Annotated in this window: 20 protein-coding genes; 14 read left to right on the forward strand and 6 right to left on the reverse strand. The window is 37.4% G+C overall.

The window, feature by feature from the left end:
• Positions 1-20 precede the first annotated feature (20 nt).
• Positions 21-641, reverse strand: coding sequence for a helix-turn-helix transcriptional regulator (locus M948_RS40880; RefSeq protein ID WP_021292419.1), 621 nt, complete (start codon positions 639-641; stop codon positions 21-23).
• Between the two features lie 256 nt (positions 642-897).
• On the opposite strand from M948_RS40880, the gene M948_RS40885 reads away from it, so the two are divergent.
• From M948_RS40885 to M948_RS40920, 9 genes are all read left to right on the forward strand, one after another.
• The gene (locus M948_RS40885) at positions 898-1518 is read left to right on the forward strand and encodes a superoxide dismutase (RefSeq protein ID WP_021292420.1); all 621 of its coding nucleotides are present in this window, start codon (positions 898-900) and stop codon (positions 1516-1518) included.
• A 70-nt stretch (positions 1519-1588) separates the two neighbouring features.
• Positions 1589-2137: an NADPH-dependent FMN reductase gene (locus tag M948_RS40890; RefSeq protein WP_021292421.1), complete on the forward strand. Its 549-nt coding sequence runs from the start codon at positions 1589-1591 to the stop codon at positions 2135-2137.
• A 339-nt stretch (positions 2138-2476) separates the two neighbouring features.
• The gene (locus M948_RS43350; protein ID WP_021292422.1) at positions 2477-2650 is read left to right on the forward strand and encodes a hypothetical protein; all 174 of its coding nucleotides are present in this window, start codon (positions 2477-2479) and stop codon (positions 2648-2650) included.
• A gap of 375 nt (positions 2651-3025) precedes the next feature.
• Positions 3026-4090 carry a putative 2-aminoethylphosphonate ABC transporter substrate-binding protein gene (locus tag M948_RS40895; RefSeq protein WP_021292423.1) on the forward strand — a complete coding sequence of 355 codons (1065 nt, stop codon included), beginning with the start codon at positions 3026-3028 and terminating at the stop codon, positions 4088-4090.
• A 16-nt stretch (positions 4091-4106) separates the two neighbouring features.
• Complete coding sequence (locus M948_RS40900) at positions 4107-5111, forward strand: ATP-binding cassette domain-containing protein (protein WP_021292424.1); 1005 nt, start codon at positions 4107-4109, stop codon at positions 5109-5111.
• Between the two features lie 277 nt (positions 5112-5388).
• A complete protein-coding gene (locus tag M948_RS40905; RefSeq protein ID WP_021292425.1) occupies positions 5389-7167 on the forward strand; it encodes a putative 2-aminoethylphosphonate ABC transporter permease subunit in 1779 nt (592 codons plus the stop codon).
• A complete protein-coding gene (phnX, locus tag M948_RS40910; protein ID WP_021292426.1) occupies positions 7160-7972 on the forward strand; it encodes a phosphonoacetaldehyde hydrolase in 813 nt (270 codons plus the stop codon). The genes M948_RS40905 and phnX overlap by 8 nt, the downstream gene beginning before the upstream one ends.
• The gene (phnW, locus tag M948_RS40915) at positions 7969-9084 is read left to right on the forward strand and encodes a 2-aminoethylphosphonate--pyruvate transaminase (RefSeq protein ID WP_021292427.1); all 1116 of its coding nucleotides are present in this window, start codon (positions 7969-7971) and stop codon (positions 9082-9084) included. The genes phnX and phnW overlap by 4 nt, the downstream gene beginning before the upstream one ends.
• 32 nt (positions 9085-9116) lie before the next feature.
• On the forward strand, positions 9117-9887 hold the full coding sequence (locus M948_RS40920) for a DeoR/GlpR family DNA-binding transcription regulator (protein ID WP_021292428.1): 771 nt from the start codon (positions 9117-9119) through the stop codon (positions 9885-9887).
• Positions 9888-9941: 54 nt separating this feature from the next.
• Here the strand turns inward: M948_RS40920 and M948_RS40925 are convergent, their stop codons facing one another.
• The 4 genes from M948_RS40925 to M948_RS40940 all read right to left on the reverse strand — a co-directional run bounded on the left by M948_RS40925 (position 9942) and on the right by M948_RS40940 (position 13141).
• Entirely contained in the window at positions 9942-10568 is a 627-nt protein-coding gene (locus tag M948_RS40925; RefSeq protein ID WP_021292429.1) for a metal-dependent hydrolase, read from the reverse strand.
• A 120-nt stretch (positions 10569-10688) separates the two neighbouring features.
• Complete coding sequence (locus M948_RS40930; protein ID WP_021292430.1) at positions 10689-11276, reverse strand: class I SAM-dependent methyltransferase; 588 nt, start codon at positions 11274-11276, stop codon at positions 10689-10691.
• Between the two features lie 31 nt (positions 11277-11307).
• A complete protein-coding gene (locus M948_RS40935) occupies positions 11308-11724 on the reverse strand; it encodes an RrF2 family transcriptional regulator (protein WP_021292431.1) in 417 nt (138 codons plus the stop codon).
• A gap of 211 nt (positions 11725-11935) precedes the next feature.
• Entirely contained in the window at positions 11936-13141 is a 1206-nt protein-coding gene (locus M948_RS40940; protein WP_021292432.1) for an MFS transporter, read from the reverse strand.
• A 154-nt stretch (positions 13142-13295) separates the two neighbouring features.
• Here M948_RS40940 and M948_RS40945 point away from each other — a divergent pair, with 154 nt between their 5' ends.
• The 5 genes from M948_RS40945 to M948_RS44070 all read left to right on the forward strand — a co-directional run bounded on the left by M948_RS40945 (position 13296) and on the right by M948_RS44070 (position 18049).
• Entirely contained in the window at positions 13296-13877 is a 582-nt protein-coding gene (locus M948_RS40945) for a TetR/AcrR family transcriptional regulator (protein WP_021292433.1), read from the forward strand.
• 372 nt (positions 13878-14249) lie between these two features.
• Positions 14250-15446: an iron-containing alcohol dehydrogenase gene (locus M948_RS40950; RefSeq protein WP_021292434.1), complete on the forward strand. Its 1197-nt coding sequence runs from the start codon at positions 14250-14252 to the stop codon at positions 15444-15446.
• Between the two features lie 22 nt (positions 15447-15468).
• Positions 15469-16812: a GntP family permease gene (locus M948_RS40955; RefSeq protein ID WP_021292435.1), complete on the forward strand. Its 1344-nt coding sequence runs from the start codon at positions 15469-15471 to the stop codon at positions 16810-16812.
• A gap of 127 nt (positions 16813-16939) precedes the next feature.
• A complete protein-coding gene (locus M948_RS40960; protein ID WP_021292436.1) occupies positions 16940-17536 on the forward strand; it encodes a lysophospholipid acyltransferase family protein in 597 nt (198 codons plus the stop codon).
• A gap of 153 nt (positions 17537-17689) precedes the next feature.
• Complete coding sequence (locus M948_RS44070) at positions 17690-18049, forward strand: MFS transporter (protein WP_038245549.1); 360 nt, start codon at positions 17690-17692, stop codon at positions 18047-18049.
• A gap of 90 nt (positions 18050-18139) precedes the next feature.
• Here the strand turns inward: M948_RS44070 and M948_RS40970 are convergent, their stop codons facing one another.
• The gene (locus M948_RS40970) at positions 18140-19021 is read right to left on the reverse strand and encodes a TetR/AcrR family transcriptional regulator (RefSeq protein WP_021292438.1); all 882 of its coding nucleotides are present in this window, start codon (positions 19019-19021) and stop codon (positions 18140-18142) included.
• Positions 19022-19225: the final 204 nt, after the last annotated feature.

The raw sequence follows: 19225 nt of genomic DNA on the forward strand, positions 1-19225 counted from the left end.
GGAAATGATCAATACCGGGTTTAAAAAGCAATTAAAAACCGGCAGTGATCATTTCCTTCTGTTTTACAGCTTGTTCGAGTTACCTGATCGGTTTGAAGTACTTGTTGAAACATCGAAGTTTCACAGCGACAAGCGACTTTGTATTCATTCGCAATGGCCATAATTGGACAATTATACTCAATTAGCTCATACGTATTCTCATCCAATTGGGTAATGTCTGCCATATAACCTTTCTCATTTTGAATAGTTTTCATTTCTTGTATCCTTTGTTTTGGGACTTTCTTGTTCATGCGAATCGCGTATTCACTGGTTAATCGGCTTTCACGCTTTTGGAACAATTGTTGGATGGAATTTTCGCCGTATATTTCCTCTATATCTTTTAAAAACTCTAAACTTAGTCCTTCGTAACTTTTGGGAAATAACAATTCACCTTTTTGTGATAAAGAATATGTTTGTGTTGGTCTCCCCATTACTGGTTTAACCTCTTTTGAAGTAATAAGATCATCCTTTTCCATCATTGAAAGATGCTTTCGAACGGCCATATCGGTAATTTTTAAATGATTGGTCAATTCACTTACTGTTAAGCGGACTTCTTTTTTTAAGATAGTAAGAATTTTGTCCTTCGTTGTGGTTCTTTTCAAATTATCACCTCACAAGATTGGCGTCATTTATATGGAGATTTCTACGAGTGATTGATGTTATCCCTTTGGTTTCCTACGCTTATATTGTATAAAAACTACAAGTAAGTTGGAAGTAAAATGTTTATTTCTGTATTAAAAAGGAAAATTTTTCGAGCAAATAAGTTGATCTTCTTCATTTGATACGGTATTCTTTCTGTATACTTATTATACCAATAAGTATAATAAGTGCAAAATAAAAAGGGTGGAGGAATTTTTTATGGCAAAATTTGAATTACCTGAACTACCATATGCAACAGACGCATTAGAACCGTACATCGATCAAACAACGATGGAAATACATCATGGAAAACATCATCAAACATATGTAAACAAATTAAACGCTGCTCTGGAAGGAAAAGCAGAACTAGCTGACCAATCATTAGCATCCATTATTAGTAACCTAGAGGCAGTTCCAGAAGATGTGCGTACAGCAGTACGTAATAATGGTGGTGGACATTTAAACCATACGCTTTTCTGGGAAGTAATTGCACCAGGTAAAGAAGCTGCAGCACCTGCTGGTAAACTTGCGGAAGCAATCAATGAGGCATTTGGCAGCATTAGCAGTTTTGAACAAAAATTCGCTGATGCAGCGACCACACGTTTTGGATCTGGTTGGGCATGGTTAGTTGTTAATCAAGAAGGTAAGCTAGAAGTAACAAGTACAGCAAACCAAGATAATCCGATTTCAGATGGCAAAACCCCAATCTTAGGAATCGATGTTTGGGAACATGCCTACTATCTTAAATATCAAAATAAACGCCCAGAATACATTGAGAACTTCTTTAATATTATTAATTGGGACGCTGTTGCTGAAAAATATGAAAAAGCAATTAGCTAATTGACAGAAAAGGAGAATAAGGTACTCGAGGGAGTACCTTATTCTAGAGAATGAAGAGGAGGTAGCACCAGTGAAGCTAGTTGGAATCGCAGGATCATTAGTAGGAGAAAAGACATCACAGGCCGTTCATGATGTGCTACTTGAGGCTAAACGAGTGGATGCAAGTTTGGAAACTGCATTAATTGACCTTCGCGATTATGAGGTTGAATTTGTTAATGGTGCTCCTTTAGCTTATTATAACGAGGATACATGGCATGTTGTAAATACGATTCTGTCAGCTGACATGTTAGTTGTCGGGTCACCTATATACCAAGCATCCATTTCGGGAGCATTAAAAAACCTTTTTGATCACCTACCTGTAGATGCTTTTAAATCAAAAGTCACTGGAATGATCACAACAGGAGGATCTGAAAAGCATTTTCTAGTGTCAGAGTATCAATTAAAACCCATCCTTTCTTATTTGAAAGGAATTGTGCCTACTTGCAGTGTATTTATTCATAATGATGATTTTAATGATGATAAACAAATTGTAAATCGGAATGTGATGGAACGAATAACCACACTTGCCAAAGAAATGATTTCGATTCAGCGACGTGTACAAGTTGAAAATAAAAAATAGGGATTCACACATACATACTTTCATAATAAGTAGTAGGAAACGGAACGATGGAAAAGGAGAGCATTTCTTAAATAGGAATGCTCTCCTTTTTTATCATGGATATTATCTTGGGGTTTCTCAACCGATTTATTTCCTGTAAAATCATAGGAAAGCGTATAGATCGATTACTTTATTGTATGAATTTAGGAGAGACCAAAGATAAAAACGAGGATTTATCTATCCGTTACTAAGAAAGGAGTTGGTATTTCGAATTCCTCCTTATAAGCCTATGTTTATAATGACAGTGGGATTGACGAATTCAAGTTTTCCTTGTTTTTTAAAGAAAGGAAGTGAAGCGACATGTTTGACATCGCTTTAATCGTTATTATTGCTCTTATTGTAAGTGTTGTAGCCATGTTAAGTATCATCGGGATGCTAAGAAAACGAATCACCGAGCCTAAGGAAAAGCTCCGTAAGAGGATAGATAAGCTGGAAATGGAAATGGAAGCATTAAAAGATCGTAAGGAATTATGAACCGTTAGCAACGAAGCTGCTAACGGTTTTTTAATGTCTAGGAGGAATATATTATACAATGAAGTATACCAACCAGCGCGTTTAATGAGGGACTTCCCTCAACCTCCGTTATGTTGATCTCTCTATCATGCTTTGCCATTCATTATAGTGTCCTGCTTGATGTCAACTTCTTAGTTTTCACTTTCTACGGGTAATAACCTTTCGATAAAACCACATAAAACAAAATGAAATAACAAAAAACAATATCTTAACAATGGCTTCATATTCACTTAATAAATTTGTTTTATAGTGTGGGTGTAGGAGAAAGGTGTTAACAGCAACTTAGTGAAACAACATAACTCAACACCATCGTTGAATTAGAAAGGTGGATAAAGGATGAAGAAGGTCATTGTACCAATTTTACTTATGCTTATAAGTATAGGGATACTTACTGCTTGTGGTAAGGAGACTTCTAGCAATGCAAATGAAGGGTTAAAGGGAGAGTTAACGGTATATACAGCAGTTGAAGAAGAATTGTTACCAAACTATCTAGAGTCCTTTGAGAAAAAATATCCGAATGTAGAATTGAATATAGTCCGTGATTCTACAGGGATTATTACCGCAAAACTTTTATCAGAGGGAAAGCATACGAAGGCAGATGTAGTTTGGGGAGTTCAAGCTTCTAATTTATTAAAATTAGATCAACAGAATTTACTTCAATCATACTCGCCTGAAGGGATAGAGGAAGTACCAGGAATATTTAAAGACAAAAACCAAGAATCGCCGAAATGGGTAGGGAATGTTGTTACAGCTTCTGGGATTACAGTAAATACAGTAGAACTAGAAAAAATGGGATTAGATGTACCTAGAACGTATGAAGATTTAACTGATCCGAAGTATAAGGGATTGATAGCAATGGCGCATCCTGCTTCCTCTGGGACAGGCTACTTGCAGGTTTCCACTTGGCTGCAAATGATGGGTGAAGAACAAGGTTGGAAGTACATGGAAGATTTGCATGAAAATGTTGGTATGTATACCCATTCTGGTTCAAAGCCAATCCAAATGGCTGCGACAGGAGAGTTTCCAATCTCATTAGGGCTTGTTTATAGTGGTGTGCAAGAAAAGCAAAAAGGTGCGCCAGTAGAAGTTCATTTGCCGAAGGAAGGTCTAGGTTGGGATGTAGAAGCCAATGCCATGATCAATAAAGAAGATACAGAGAGTGATAAATTAGCCAAAGCTTTTCTTGATTGGGCAATTTCTGATGAAGCTATGAAGGAATATCACCAAGCTTATGGTCTAGCAACAAAACATGAGAACCTTCCAACTGCCGAAGGATTCCCAGAGAATTTTGAAGATCTGTTGTATGAAAACCATGATTTGAATGTATCCGCGAAAAACCATACAGATATTATTAATACTTGGGAATCAAAATTCGCTGAAAAAGCAGAACCTAAAAAATAATCAAGGAGTGAATGGGATGAGCAATACAGACAGAAGTTATTTGTCGATAAGCCATGTACAAAAGAAGTTTGGACGTTTTACAGCTTTAAATGATATTTCTGTTGACATAAACAAAAGTGAATTTGTTTGCCTATTAGGTCCGAGCGGCTGTGGCAAAACAACGCTTCTACGAATTATTGCCGGGCTTGAGGAACCATCAAAAGGAACTATCATCATGGCTGATAAAGATATGACCAATGTTCCGCCCGCAAAGCGAAATTTTGGGATTGTCTTTCAGTCCTATGCACTCTTCCCAAATTTAACTGCGTTACAAAACGTAATATTTGGTCTAAAAACTAAGAAGTTAACACAAAAAGAAATAAAAGATCGTGCTAGGGAGGCATTAGCACTTGTTGATTTAGAACAGGTAGGTCACCGCTATCCTGCTCAATTGTCAGGAGGGCAACAACAGCGAGTTGCTCTTGCAAGGGCAGTAGCCTTATCTCCAGATTTCCTATTGCTTGATGAACCACTTTCTGCCCTCGATGCAAAGGTGAGGGAGCGACTTCGCTATGAAATTCGCTCGATTCAAGAAAAGCTGAAGATAACAACGATAATGGTAACACATGATCAAGATGAAGCATTAACAATGGCGGATAAAATTGTTGTAATGAATGAGGCAAAAATTATGCAAGTTGGTACACCGTTAGAAGTATATGAGCGCCCAATAAATGCGTTTGTAGCCGATTTTATTGGTTCAATTAATTTCTGGAAGAATCAGAATCAAGAGAAATTGGCGATTCGACCTGAACATATACGCCTTGCTAAGTCGGGAGGGATAAAGGCACAAGTAGAAACAATCGAATTTCGTGGTCCTGTTTTTCGAGTTCAGTTTATAGTTTATGATCGGAACTCTGATTTAAATGGATCAAGTATAAAAGCAGATCTTACCATGAAAGAAGTACATGAGTTTCATTTACAAAAAGGGTCAGAGATTCATTTGGATCTATCACTGGATCGCATTCTGGCTTATGACGCCTAAAAACAAGAGCATAAGTGTTCGTTAAGCAGTGTGTCTGCTAGAGCTGGCAGTGAGGAGATTCTATTAAGCTTCCATTTTGTCTCGGGTTAAGAAGCCATCATGCCCACATCTAAGACTTGATGTGAGCCAAGAGGTTTAGATAGGGAGTGCATTTTGCAGTACGAACAAATCCTCGTAGAATGAAGTTTCATATTATATGTTCCTAGACGATAGGAAAAGTCGTATATCAAATAATTAACGTCTCACAGACATCATCGTAGAAGGAGGCAGGAAGGGAATGAAGCAAGAATATGCTATACCTGCAAATACAGCAAGACAACCGTTCTTTTTCAACAGAGAAAATTGGCTGAAACGTAGTTTACTGCTTGTTATGCTAGTGACGTTTCTTGTAGTACTTGTGTTGCCATTAATGACGCTGTTTGTAAAAGCTTTTCAAAGTGATGACGGTGTGTTTGTAGGGATTGATAACTTTATAAATTATTTTCAAACACCTGCGCTGGTTCAATCTTTACAAAATACATTTTTCATTGCAGCCATGACTACAGCGATATCTGTTAGCCTAGCATTTGCTTATGCTTATTGCTTGGTTAGAACGGATATAAAAGGGAAAACCTTCTTTCGTTATGCTGCATTTTTGCCTTTGTTTGCACCAACGATGATGCATGGTATTGCCCTTGTCTATCTATTTGGTAATCAGGGGATCTTTACAAATGGTTTTTTTGGACTGTTGCCGGCAATGGATATTAACCTTTACGGACCAGTTGGCATTATTATTGCCGAAGTCATTTATACATTTCCACAGGCGTTTATGATCATGCTTGTTGCCCTTGGTAATTCGGATTACCGATTATATGAAGCTGCAGAAACGCTAGGTGTAAATAAGGCTAAACAGTTTTTTACCATTACACTTTCTAATGCAAAATATGGCCTGGTTAGTGCGATATTCCTTGTGTTTTCTCTTAGTTTCACTGATTATGGTGCACCTAAAGTAGTAGGTGGACAATACAATGTACTTGCAACGGATATCTACTCCCAAGTTGTTGGGCAGCAAAATATGAGTATGGGAGCAACTGTAGGTATTTTATTAATGATTCCAGCGTTACTAGCCTTCTTTTCAGATCAGCTGGTGAATCGTAAACAAAGTTCATCCTTATCAACAAAAGCAATCCCATTTCAAGTGAAGCAGAATAGGAAGCGTAATGCTCTGGCATTTTCTTTTGTTACAATTATTACCATTTGTGTGTTCCTTGTATTTGCAGCAGTAATTATAGCGGCGTTGGCACCTGGCTGGCCATATAATTTATCTTTTAATCTAGCTAACTTTCAATTAGAAAGTTATACAGGTGGTGGTTTCACAGCTTTTAAAAATAGTTTGCTTGTAGCAGCATTATCTGCTGTGTTTGGCACGATCTTTACATTTATCTATGCTTATGCAATTGAAAAAATTCGAAAGATGACGGGACTGCGAAAGGCAGGAAAGTTCTTCTCTATTTTGCCGGTTGCGGTACCAGGTTTAGTAATTGGGATAAGTTATGTTCTATTTTTTAGTCAACCAACAATTGAATTATTTGGGAGTCGTTTCACTAACCCATTTAACTTCTTATACGGGACAATTGGAATTATTGTTTTTGCTAACATATTGCATTTTTATTCTGTCGCATACGTTACGGCAACAAGTGCATTAAAGAAGTTGGATAAAGAATTCGAAACCGTATCTGAATCAATGGGTGTACCCATGTATAAGACATTTTTTAAAGTAACTGTGCCAATGTGTATGCCAGCAATATTGGAAATGGCGATGTATTTCTTCGTCAATTCAATGGTCACCATTTCAGCTGTTGTGTTTCTGTATACCGCAGAATTCAACTTAGCAGCAATTTCTATTGTCAATTTAGATGATGCCGGAAACTTAGGGCAGGCAGCAGCACTTAGTGTGCTTATCATTATCACGAACATTGCAGTTCGAATACTCTATGAGCTTGTCGTTTACTGGATTCAACAACGACGTAAGTACAAACAAAATCAACTAACGGAAGGAATGGTCATGAATGAATAAGGTAGAGGCAGTAATATTTGATTGGGCTGGTACAACAGTGGACTATGGATGTTTTGCACCACTTGAGGTATTTTTGGAGATATTTCGTAAAGAGGGAGTTAGCGTTTCAGTGGAAGAAGCGCGTGGACCAATGGGAATGTTGAAAATTGAGCATATTCGCACGATGCTTGCAGAGTCACGGATTCGACAAGAGTGGATTCGTGTCAAGGGGGAGGAACCTTCAGAAACTGATGTCCATCGAATGAATGATGCCTTTGAGGACAATTTATTCCAGGTGCTTTCACATTTCACCGAACCGATTCCTGGAGTCGTCGATTTAGTCACGTTACTACGCAGCAGAGGAATAAAAATTGGGGCAACGACAGGTTATACAAAAGCGATGATGGAAATTGTAGCACCGGGTGCCAAAGCGCAGGGCTATGCACCTGATTGTTATTTTACTGCAGATGACGTAAAAGCTGGACGTCCTTATCCATGGATGTGCTATCGTAACGCAGAAGAGCTAGAAGTATTCCCTATGAATAAGCTGATAAAAGTAGGTGATACCCCAACAGATATGAAAGAAGGAAAGAATGCAGGAATGATAACCGTTGGTGTTGTACTTGGTAGCAGTGAGTTAGGACTTACGAAAGAAGAAGTTGAAGTCACGAAAACAAATGAATTGGAGGAACGTATTCGTTATGTTTCAGAGCAACTAAAAGCAGCAGGTGCAGATTATGTTATTAAACAAATTCGTGACCTAGAAGCAGTAGTTAATGATATCGAAGGGACCCCTTTACCTAAGGAGGAAGGTAGTCTGTTATGAAAAATGATTACTTGTTATTAACCCCTGGACCTCTATCGACATCGGAGACGGTTCGAGAAGCGATGCTAAAAGACTGGTGCACTTGGGATGCTGAGTACAATCAACTTGTGCAGGATGTACGGAGCCGTCTTGTTCAATTAGCGACAACAACTGTAGATAAATATACAGCAGTATTGATGCAGGGGAGCGGCTCTTTTACAGTGGAAGCAGTCCTTGGTACGGTTATACCGAAGCAAAGAGGAAAATTGCTGATTTGTACGAACGGTGCATACGGAGATCGGATCGTGGAAATGACAGAAGTACTCGGAATAGCTACTACGGTTGTTTCAACAGAAGAAAGCGAAATACTGGATGAACAACGAATCGCAGCTGAATTAAAACGAGACTCGGCCATTACGCATGTTGTCGTTGTGCACTGTGAAACGACAACTGGTGTATTAAATCCTGCGAAAGCTATTTGTCAGCTTGCTAAAAGCTATGGCAAAATCACAATCGTAGATGCCATGTCAAGCTTTGGTGGAGTAGAGATGGATGTATTTGATTGGAATATTGATTTTTTAATTAGCAGTGCTAATAAATGTATTCAGGGAGTCCCTGGTTTCGGGTTTTGTATAGCGGACCGTGATAAATTAGAAGCGTGTAAAGGAAATGCGCGCTCTCTTTCTTTAGACCTTTATTCGCAATATAAAAAAATGGAAGAAGCAAATGGAAAATGGCGCTATACATCACCAACACATGTAGTTCGAGCTTTTCACCAAGCACTTATAGAATTAGAAGAAGAGGGGGGGATTACTGTTCGTAACCAACGCTATGCAACAAATCAAGAACAATTGGTAAAAGGTATGGAAGAACTTGGATTTCATGTGCTTATTCCAAGAGCGTATCAATCACCAATAATAACATCCTTTCTTTATCCTAAACAAACCAATTTTACGTTTGAGCAATTTTATCAATCATTGAAAAAGCAAGGTTTCGTAATTTATCCAGGAAAAATATCAAAGGTTGATACATTTCGAATCGGAAATATAGGTGAGGTTTATGTAGAAGATATTCATCTTCTTCTCGGTGTTATCAAGAGCTTTATTGTAGATAAACAAGAACTTTTTGCATAGATTCAGGACTTGTTCGAAGGGGAGATATATAAATGGAACTATTGTCAGACGAGCGAAAACACAAAATCTTGAACCTCATCGATCAACATGGAAAGGTCAGTGTACGTCAATTGGCATTGGATTTCAACGTGTCAACAGAAACCGTTCGCCGAGACCTTGATGAATTAGCAACGAAGAATCTTCTAAAAAAAGTGTATGGTGGTGCGCTAAGGATTGAAACAACTCGTAATGAACCAACCATTATGGAACGTAATATAACGAATCAAGTTGAAAAAAAAAGGATTGGAGAGCAAGCAGCATCAATCACCGAAGATGGCGATGTTATTTTTATTGATGAGGGGAGCACTACCCTGCAAATGATTCCCGCCTTAGTGGGAAAAAGCGGACTAATGGTTATTACGAATTTTTTTCCAATTGTAAAAGCATTGATGGAATATGAACAAAAAAAACAGTTTGATGGTGATATTATATTTTTAGGTGGGCATGTTCATAGTGCACATGGTCGTACAGGTGGCTCATTTACAAAAACAATGGCCCAATCATTTTTTCCTGATAAGGCTTTTATATCCTTAGATGGAATAGAACCAAAGATTGGAATGACGGGGTACCACTCGGAAAAATGTTCACTTTCAGAATTATTCATTTATCAAGCTAAACAAGTTTACGCATTAGCGGACCATTCAAAGCTTGGTGTAACCGCAAATTATAAAATTGAATCACTTACAGCATTTGATCATGTCATCTGTAATGCTGACGCACCCGCTAACTGGGATATAAAGGGTCTCGATTGGATTACTTGTTAAAGCTACTTATAAAAAAGTGGAAAAGCTTCTAATATAGAGCTTTTCCACGTTTTTTTAAAAATCCTTGGACCAAATTGGCAGAAGAAGTTTAACCCCGCGTTTATTAAATGGTAACACCTTACTATCAGCAATCAAATGACTAATATAAGCGATAATGCATGTATAATAAACACCTTCTATTGCAAGAGAAGTTTCTAGTTTAGAAGCAATAAATCCAAAAAAAATAACTCCTAGAATCGAATGTGTATAGCTTCGATGAGCTACAAAGGAGGCAATAAGTATGTAAATTCCTAACAGCATTAACCATATTTCTTGCAAGGATATTCCGCCTGCTAATACACCAATTCCTGTAATTGTTAGCATATGGCGTTGTTTTATGGAAGAGGATAAGGCTAGTAAACCTAATCCAATCCCCATACCGATGAATCGCTCATTTTCCGTTCCTTCATAAAAGCTATAACAAATAAGTAATATACCAATGAACTGTGCAACGGTGCGAAACATCTTATGAGACAAGGTAATTTTTCCTCTTAATTTTCCATCAATATCAAGATCTGGTATTAATCCAGAAACGGTTCCTAATCCGACGAGTAAGAGTGTTTCAGAAGGAGTCCCTTGAACATTATTTGCTACAATAAATCCTGTTGCTGCTCCAATTGCTGCATGTGCTGTACCGTTCATGTTTTCACCCCTTCCAATCGTTATCTTGTGGAAAACAGCTTTTTATATTGTACAACAAAATGTATGTTCTGTTTAGGGGGTGAATAAAAAATAGAGATACAACCGATCTCCGTACATGGGTTATGTTGCTTTGAATGGAGTTTTAGCAATAATGATATATAACAATTCATTTGGGGAAAACTTTTCAGTTATATGGAAGCCTGCATTTATTAATGCTTGCTCCATATCCGATGATGAGATTCTTGGTGGTCCATTTGGAGAAAATTCTTTCTCCTCAAATTCCACACATACGAAATAACCATCTTCTCTAAGCACTTGTTTTATTTGCTGTAATGCGTTGGATAGTGGTTGAACCTCATGTAAAACAATGGATGCTAGGACGATGTCAATAGAGGCATCTGCTAATGGTATATTATCGATTGTTCCTCGGATGGTATGAACATTTTCAATAGTGTCCTTTTCGGTTTTGGTTTTTATCAATTCCAACATTTTAGGATTTATATCTAGTGCGTATACCTGGCCATCTACTAGGTTTGCTGCTGGAATTGTTAAATAGCCGGTACCTGCACCTACATCTAAAATAGTATCTGTCCTTTTGATGGGTAGCATGTCTAATAATCTTTCTAGAGGGAAAGATTCTCTTCTTTTAGGATTATCTAAATCGTATACTATATTTGAAAAGGGTTTGGAATGATTTTTATGGTTCATATTCAACCTCCTAGGCTTCATGATTTGCTTTTCAAATAATATTATCGGTGCATTTGTCTTCCATTGTATTAGCAATATCAATTAAAAACTTATTATTAAGCTCATTTTTCATATTATATTCGGCATCGATCATCACACGTTCAATGAGACAATCTGTATTATGATTCAACGAGCAACTAAATAAATTGGAGTCTCCCTCGATGGAAGTAATTACATCTAGAAATGAAATTTCATTCTTCGGTTTAGAAATTTGATAACCACCTTTAACTCCAGGTGTCGATTCAATCAGTCCACCTTTAGCAAGCTTTGTTAAGATTTTTGACAAATAAGTAGGTGATAGATTTTGTATTTCCGCCAAACGCTGGACACCTATTGTTTTTCCCTTAGGAAGAAGAAGTAGATACACCATCGTGTGCAGGGCGTAGTTAGTAGCTTTCGAATATTTCATTATGTCCTCCTTGCAGTATTAAGGTTATTAAAGAGTGTCTTTATCTTTAATTAGATTTAGATTATCACTTTAAGAAAATCATGTCAACTTTCAGCGGCTATTACTCTCACTATCCTTCATTTACAGGACAATCTGTAAAGCTCTACATCTAAAATAAAAAAGAGGTATGAAATACAGAATCCATACCTCAAGCAATACTACTCAATCAAAACTAAACCTGTTGGTAGGGTTTCGATGTGAAGAACAATACGATTGTAATCATCAGTCCAATTACACCCAATCCAAACAAGATGAATTGGATAGGGATTTGGATAGCAGCTAGACCAGAAACAAGTGCATATGCTACTGGATCAAACCCATTCATTGCTAGGAAAATTAAGCTCATCACCCGCCCCATTACATGAATATCGGTTGTTTCTTGTGCGGCAGTAAAAAATGGCACAAATACAAAGGACATAGACAAACCAATAAAAAATACAACGACGGTTAATAGTATTAAGTTAGGAACCCAGCTAAAAATGATAAAGGCAATTAAAGCGCATACCAGTCCGGATAGAGAGGTTTTTCCTCTTCGTTTTATTGGTATCATGCTAAGAAATCCAGTACCAACAACTAACCCAATTCCAAGGCTTACTTCCATATAACTTAGATTTAAAGGTGTTCCACCATAAGCATCTACAAGTAACGGAATAGCGACATGAAGTGCTCCAAATACAAAGAAATTAAGGATAATTAAAACCAGTAACCCTGTTAATAAAAAGTTTGAATGACGAATATAAGAAAAACCAACCTTTAGATCTTGCAAAGGGGTCTGTTTTGTTCCCTTTTCAACAGGCGATTCTTTAATATACGGTGGAAAGATTAATACCGCTGATAAGAATACCAATCCTGTAGCAACCAAATAACTACCAGACACACTTACTTGTTCCATCAGGAAGCCTGCAAGAATAGGCCCAATTACAAATGATATTTGATCTACACCTTGAAAAACAGCATTTGCTGGTTGTAAAAGTGTACGATCAACAATTTTTGGAATCATGGAAGAACTAGCTGGCCCAAAGAAAGCGTCGAGCATTCCAAACAAGCCGGATAAGATTAGCAGTAACGCTAACGTCATGTTGTCTTGCGATACAAGTATAAAAATAATTAACAATAATATCGACTGAATAAGATTTGTACTAAACATAATTGTTGTTTTTTTATATTTATCTGCAAGTAATCCTCCGAAGGCCATCATAAGGATACGAGGCACGGTGGCAGCGATGAGCACAAGCCCAAGTGTTCCAGCAGATCCTAAATCGGTGATAACATACCAAGTCGTAGTGGTTAAAAACATACTAAACCCAACAACAGCGAATATACTAGATGCGAATAAAAGAACAAAGATTCGATTATTAAATATAAATAATGGTGACATAACGCAAATCCTCCGAAGTAATAAAATCTGATTCTTCTACGTAGGGTAGCTTTACATGTTTTAGGTATCATGTTATAGTCATTTTACATTAACTACCGAACGGTCGTTTTAAAATTTTAACCTAGCAATTATTGTTTGTCAAAGGAGGAAAATAATGCAAACAAAAGAAAAGCTATTACTTGAAAGTATGGAACTGTTCGCCGCGTATGGCTATGAGGGAACATCAATGGCAAAAATAGCGGAAAAAGTTGGGCTGAAAAAGTCATCGTTATATGCCCATTACACGAGCAAAGAAACGTTGTTTTTAGATGTAACAGAAAAAATTACAAATGAGTATGTACATCTTATAGCACAATCTATCGATAATAACGAACAATCGAGTGAGAAACGTCTTTATCAATCTTTTATGATTCATGTAAAGGACCTAGTAAGCGACGATGCAAGTATTCAATTCTATAATCGCTTCGTTCAATACCCTCCGCAGAATTTAGAAAAGGAGTTATTTGCATATCTGGAACGTAGTGAAGAGGAAGCGTTACGTATCCTAGTTAAAGAGATTGAAAACGGCCAAACGGTAGGAGAAATTAGTAAAGATCTAGAAGCAAAGCAAATCGCTCATACTTATTTTTGTTTACTCGAGGGATTGTCCAATGAAATCATCTTTTATGATTATCCGACATTACAACATCATGCAGAGCGTATATGGGAAGTGTTCTGGCGTGGTATTCGTATGTAACAAAGTGGATGAGGAACGTGGCAGGATGCTGTCGTTCCGTTTTATACAATTGATTGAAGCAGTATGAGCGTATGCCAAAAGAATGAAAGAAGTCATTCTTCCGTTTTTATTTTTTAAATGAAGCTACAACTAATCTATTTATCTCATAAAAAATCTTGCCATTCATAAAATAGGAGTAGCCATGAAATTATGTAATTGATATGGTCAGTCGTCAACTGTTAAGTGTAGTAAAAGAATGGAATCGTCGTGTAGTCACTACAATACAGTTGTCAAATAGTAGTCGTAAAGGTAGGTAGAGGAAGGATATTTTTCTGGCATGATTTTCGCTTGTAAACTCAAGAGTATATAAAATTTATTAGGGGAGGAAGGAAGTTGGACATGCTTGCTGTTTTTCGAATGCCAAGAACCATTCATTATGGGAGATCTGCCTTAGAACGGATAGGTGAAGAGACTGCTCATTACGGAAGCAAAGCTTTAATTATTAGTGATGAAGTAATGAGTAGCCTTGGATACATCAGTAATGTACGTGATTATTTAGCAACAGCGAAAGTAGAGAGTGTTACATATCTTGGGGTGGCATCTGAACCTACTGATGTATTTGTTACAGAAGCCCTAGAGTTAATGGAGGAGAAATCATGTGATGTAATTATTTCAATAGGTGGCGGGAGTTGTATTGATACTGCGAAAGCCGTTTCTGTACTGGCTGCAAATGGTGGGTATATTGGGGACTATAGGAACAGAAACAAAACAATAACGAAAGCACCTATTGCGCATATCGCGATACCGACTACTGCAGGAACGGGTTCTGAAGCTACGGATGCCACTGTTATAACCAATACAGCAAACGATGTGAAAATGATGATTAAACAGCCAGCATTTATGCCGGAAGTTGCTATTGTTGATCCGCTATTAACGATTTCATCTCCAAAGCATGTTACCGCAGCAACCGGTATTGATGCCCTCAGTCATGCGATAGAAGCATACATTTCAAGACAATCACAACCTATGACAGACACATTGGCCCTTTCAGCGATGAAATTAATTGTAGACCATATTGAAGCAGCTTATGAACATGGAGAGAATTTAGATGCAAGGGGAGCAATGGCATTAGGTGCACTACAAGCAGGGATTGCCTTTACGAATGCATCTGTATGCTTGGTTCATGGGATGTCAAGACCAATTGGAGCTTTGTTCCATGTACCTCATGGTTATTCCAATGCAATGTTGTTACCAGCAGTGCTAGAATTTAGCCAAGAACATTGTAGGGAACGTTTAGCTGATTTGGGGAGGTTTTTTGTTCCTACTAAAGAGAAGGTCGATAATCAAACTGCTGCGGATATTGCAGTAAATGAGGTTAAACGCTTATGTAAGGAGTTACAAATTCCGAATTTACGTGGTTGGGGAATTGATGAGAGATCTTATGAAAGCGTTATCAAAAAGATGGCATTAGATGCACTTGACAGTGGCAGTCCAGCAAATAACCCAAAGGTTCCAACCAGATTAGAAATTGAATCACTATATCGAATTTGTTTCGATTACAATTATTCAACAGATAATGTTATGAAATAGATCGTAAGGGAGCGTGTCGATTATGGATGTTCTTGGTATGGTTGGTTTAATTGGGGCGGTAGTATTACTCATTTATTTAACGATGAAAGGAATTAATATCATTATTGCTGCTATCCTTTGTTCGATTGTAATTGCAATCACTGGTGGACTTAATCTGGAAACAGCGTTAATGGATAATTATATGTCTGGGTTTACTAGTTATTTTGCATCTTGGTTCTTGGTATTTTTGCTTGGTGCAATCTTTGGGAAAATCATGCAAGAAACGAAATCAGCAGAAAGCATTGCACAATGGATCAAGAAAGTAATAGGAGAGAAACGTGCGGTACTAGCAGTTGTGGCAGCAGCTGCAATTATGACTTATGGTGGTGTGAGTTTATTTGTTGTAGGCTTTGCTATTTATCCAATTGCTGTTTCATTATTCCGTGCAGCAAATTTACCTCATCGATTTATCCCGGGGGCGCTTGTTTTTGGCTCGATCTCATTTACAATGACATCACCTGGATCACCAGAGATCCAAAATATTATTCCTACTGAATTCTTTGGAACAACTCCAACAGCTGGTGGTTGGATAGGTTTGTTAATGGGGATTTTTATCATGGTAGTAGGCGGTTTATGGCTTGGTTCCATGGTGCGAAAAGCATCGAGGAAAGGAGAAGATTTCGCGTTGCCAAGTGCTTCTCCAATCAAAGCAAATGAAGAGTTGGCAGCTGCTTTAGCACAAGAACAAACAGAAGAAAAGCAGGCAGACTTGCCAAATATCATTGTTTCAATTCTTCCATTAGTCTTGGTGATTGTTATTTTAAATATTTTAGGTCAATTCATGAATCCAACTACAGCGTTGTTAATAGCAATGACTGTAGGAATCAATGTTGCATGTTTAACCATGCATCGTTTCTTAAAGGAATTCTGGGACTCACTAGCTGTCGGAACACAAAATGCACTTGTGGCATTGTCAAATACATGTGGCGTCGTAGGTTTTGGTAGTGTTGCGGCTCAAGTGTCTGCATTTGATGGATTAGTAAATGGTCTTGTTAATTTACCAGGACCACCCTTGTTAGGATTAGCATTAGGTGTTTCAATTATTTGTGCCATTACTGGATCTGCTTCAGGAGGGCTCGGAATCGCTCTTCCGATTTTAGCTCCAATTTATATGAGTCAGGGATTAGACCCTGGTGCAATGCACCGTTTAGCTGCTCTTGGTTCAGGAGGTCTTGATTCCATGCCGCATAATGGTTATGTTGTTACAACAGTCCGTACTATTTGTGGAGAATCCCATAAACGAGCATATACACCAATACTTTATTTAAGTGTCATTTTGCCTATGGCGGCAATGTTCATTGCTGTTATATTATATTCTATATTATAAATAAGCATTTCTTCATTTAGCCTCAGTCAGTTTCAAGGGCTGGGGTATCTATTTTTCAAATATTTAGTACCTGGTTCTAATACTTTGTGTTAAAATGAAATATAAGTTATTCAAGGGGGTTATCGTATTGTATTATTTAGCAGCATATTTATTAAAAATAATTTTAAGTTTATTTGGAAGAATAAACGTTTATCAGAAGGAGAATGCAGCGATACCTGGTGGATTTGTTATTGCTTGTACCCACACAGGCTGGGTGGATATCTTGTGGCTAGGTGTTTCTATGCTTCCTAAGAAAATTCATTACATGGCAAAAAAAGAATTATTTCAATCAAAGTTATTAAAGTGGCTAATGGAACGGTTAAATGCATTTCCTGTTGATCGTGAAAACCCAGGACCAAGTACGATTAAAGTTCCGAGAAGGCTGCTTGCTGAGCAGAAAGTGGTAGGTATTTTTCCAAGTGGAACAAGAACAAGTGAAGAGGTTCCATTAAAAAGAGGTGCTGTAACTATTGCTGGACATGCAAAAGTACCGATTGTTCCTGTAGCATATAAAGGACCTAATAATTTTACAGACCTCTTTAAACGAATAAAGCCTTCCATTATTTACGGGAAGCCAATTTATATTTCGGAACATTTACCAAGAAAACAAGCAATGGAAGAGATGATGGTCCAATTGAATCAAGAACTTAGTAATTTACAAAACCGATTGAATGAGCTGAATTAATGGTTCGTGTTCCAACTTTAGTTAAGTTAAAATGCTTTTCCCAGACAATGTTTTCACCTATGATAGAAATATTCTTCGTTAAAATTTCTATCATAGGTGATTGGCATGTCAGGGGTGAAACATAAATGAGGCTTATTTAACATCACGATTGGATTGGGGATATTATTATATCCATTAAACTCCGCCATGATTGCGATTGCATTGACACGACTTCAACATGATTTTAACTTCACTTACTTAGATGCTCCTGGTTTATCTCTGTTTCTTTATTTGGTAAGTGCAGCTGGACAGCCCATAATGGGAAAACTAAGCAAGCGATATGTTCGGTCAAAACGATTATTTATGGCAGAGCTTACAATAGTTTCCTTGGCTTCAATACTAGCTCCTATCTCCCCAAACTATTTATTTCTACTAGTATGTCGAGCTTTACAGGCGATGGGAAGTTCTAGTGGTATGAGTATGATAAGAACCTTTATTTCGGAAGGCCAGGGCAGGGCCATAGCTATTTTGTAGCTATCTTCAGCTACTCAAGTTGTCCCCGCGGAGCAATGCCTAGTTATTTGCTATGAGTTAGGAACATATAATATTCCCCGTAAACGAATCTTAATGGTTGTCAAGATAACTCCATATTTTTGAGGCAATTTCTCTGGCTTCTGATTCATCAGAAGTACCTGCAAATGTTTCCATAAACGAGCGAGAAATTGATTCAATAAGAGAAAACCGTGGGGATGTTTTTGCTAATTCCTCTAATAAAAAGAGAATATACTCTTTGCCACGCTCCGTTTGTCCGCGGTTAAGATTGCTAAGAAAACCTTCCAATTGTTCCGCAATTTCTTGGCTAGTATAGACCGTATCATCCATATTATTTGTTAAGATAGTATATGATTCGTCACCTAAAAGTTGATCATTGGTTTCTATTAAATGTGGAATAATAGCATCTAATCGCCGAATGACATATTGAATGAGTTCCTGAATACTGCCTAAATGCTGAGAAGATGTTGAACCAATATGATTAATATGCTGCATCATACCTAGTAATAGTACGCCCGCATCTAATGCGAAGGGCGTCGCTAAATGTCCATATACATCAACAATTCGGTTTCGAAGCCAGAATAACTCCTTGAAATGATTTTTCTTTACAAAATCTCTTAACTCTTCATCACCTGAATGGAAAATTGCTTCAAAAAGCATGAATAGATTCTGTTCTTTATTTACTTGCATACGTACCGCTATTTGTTCAGCCAATACCTGCTTATCTGAAGGATCTTGTCCAATTAGAAGTTCTCTTCTTCGAATAAAGGTTTCGTCGTTTACATGTTCTAAGATAGCAATTAAACACTCATTCTTAGATGAAAAGTAATTATAGAAGGTTCCTTTAGAAATAGTAGATTCTTCTAAAATGTCTTGGACAGAAGTGGCTGAAAAGCCTTTTTCTATGAAAAGTCGTTGTGCTGTCAACAATACTTGTCGTTTTCGTTCATTCATTCGATCATTCACCTTTATTACATTAAGATAAACCTATCGTACCCTATAATACATGCATAAGCAAAGCGTAAGATATTGAAAATATTGTAAGGAAACTCCTTTTGATCATAAGAACCGTATCCCTTTTTAAAAAAATCACCTCAAAAGCTAAAGAGTAAACTTTCTAACTTTTCTTACCTCCAGTCAAGTGTTTTACACAATTTA

Source organism: Virgibacillus sp. CM-4 (genome assembly GCF_000445495.1).
GTDB classification, from domain to species: Bacteria; Bacillota; Bacilli; order Bacillales; family Amphibacillaceae; genus Virgibacillus; species Virgibacillus salexigens.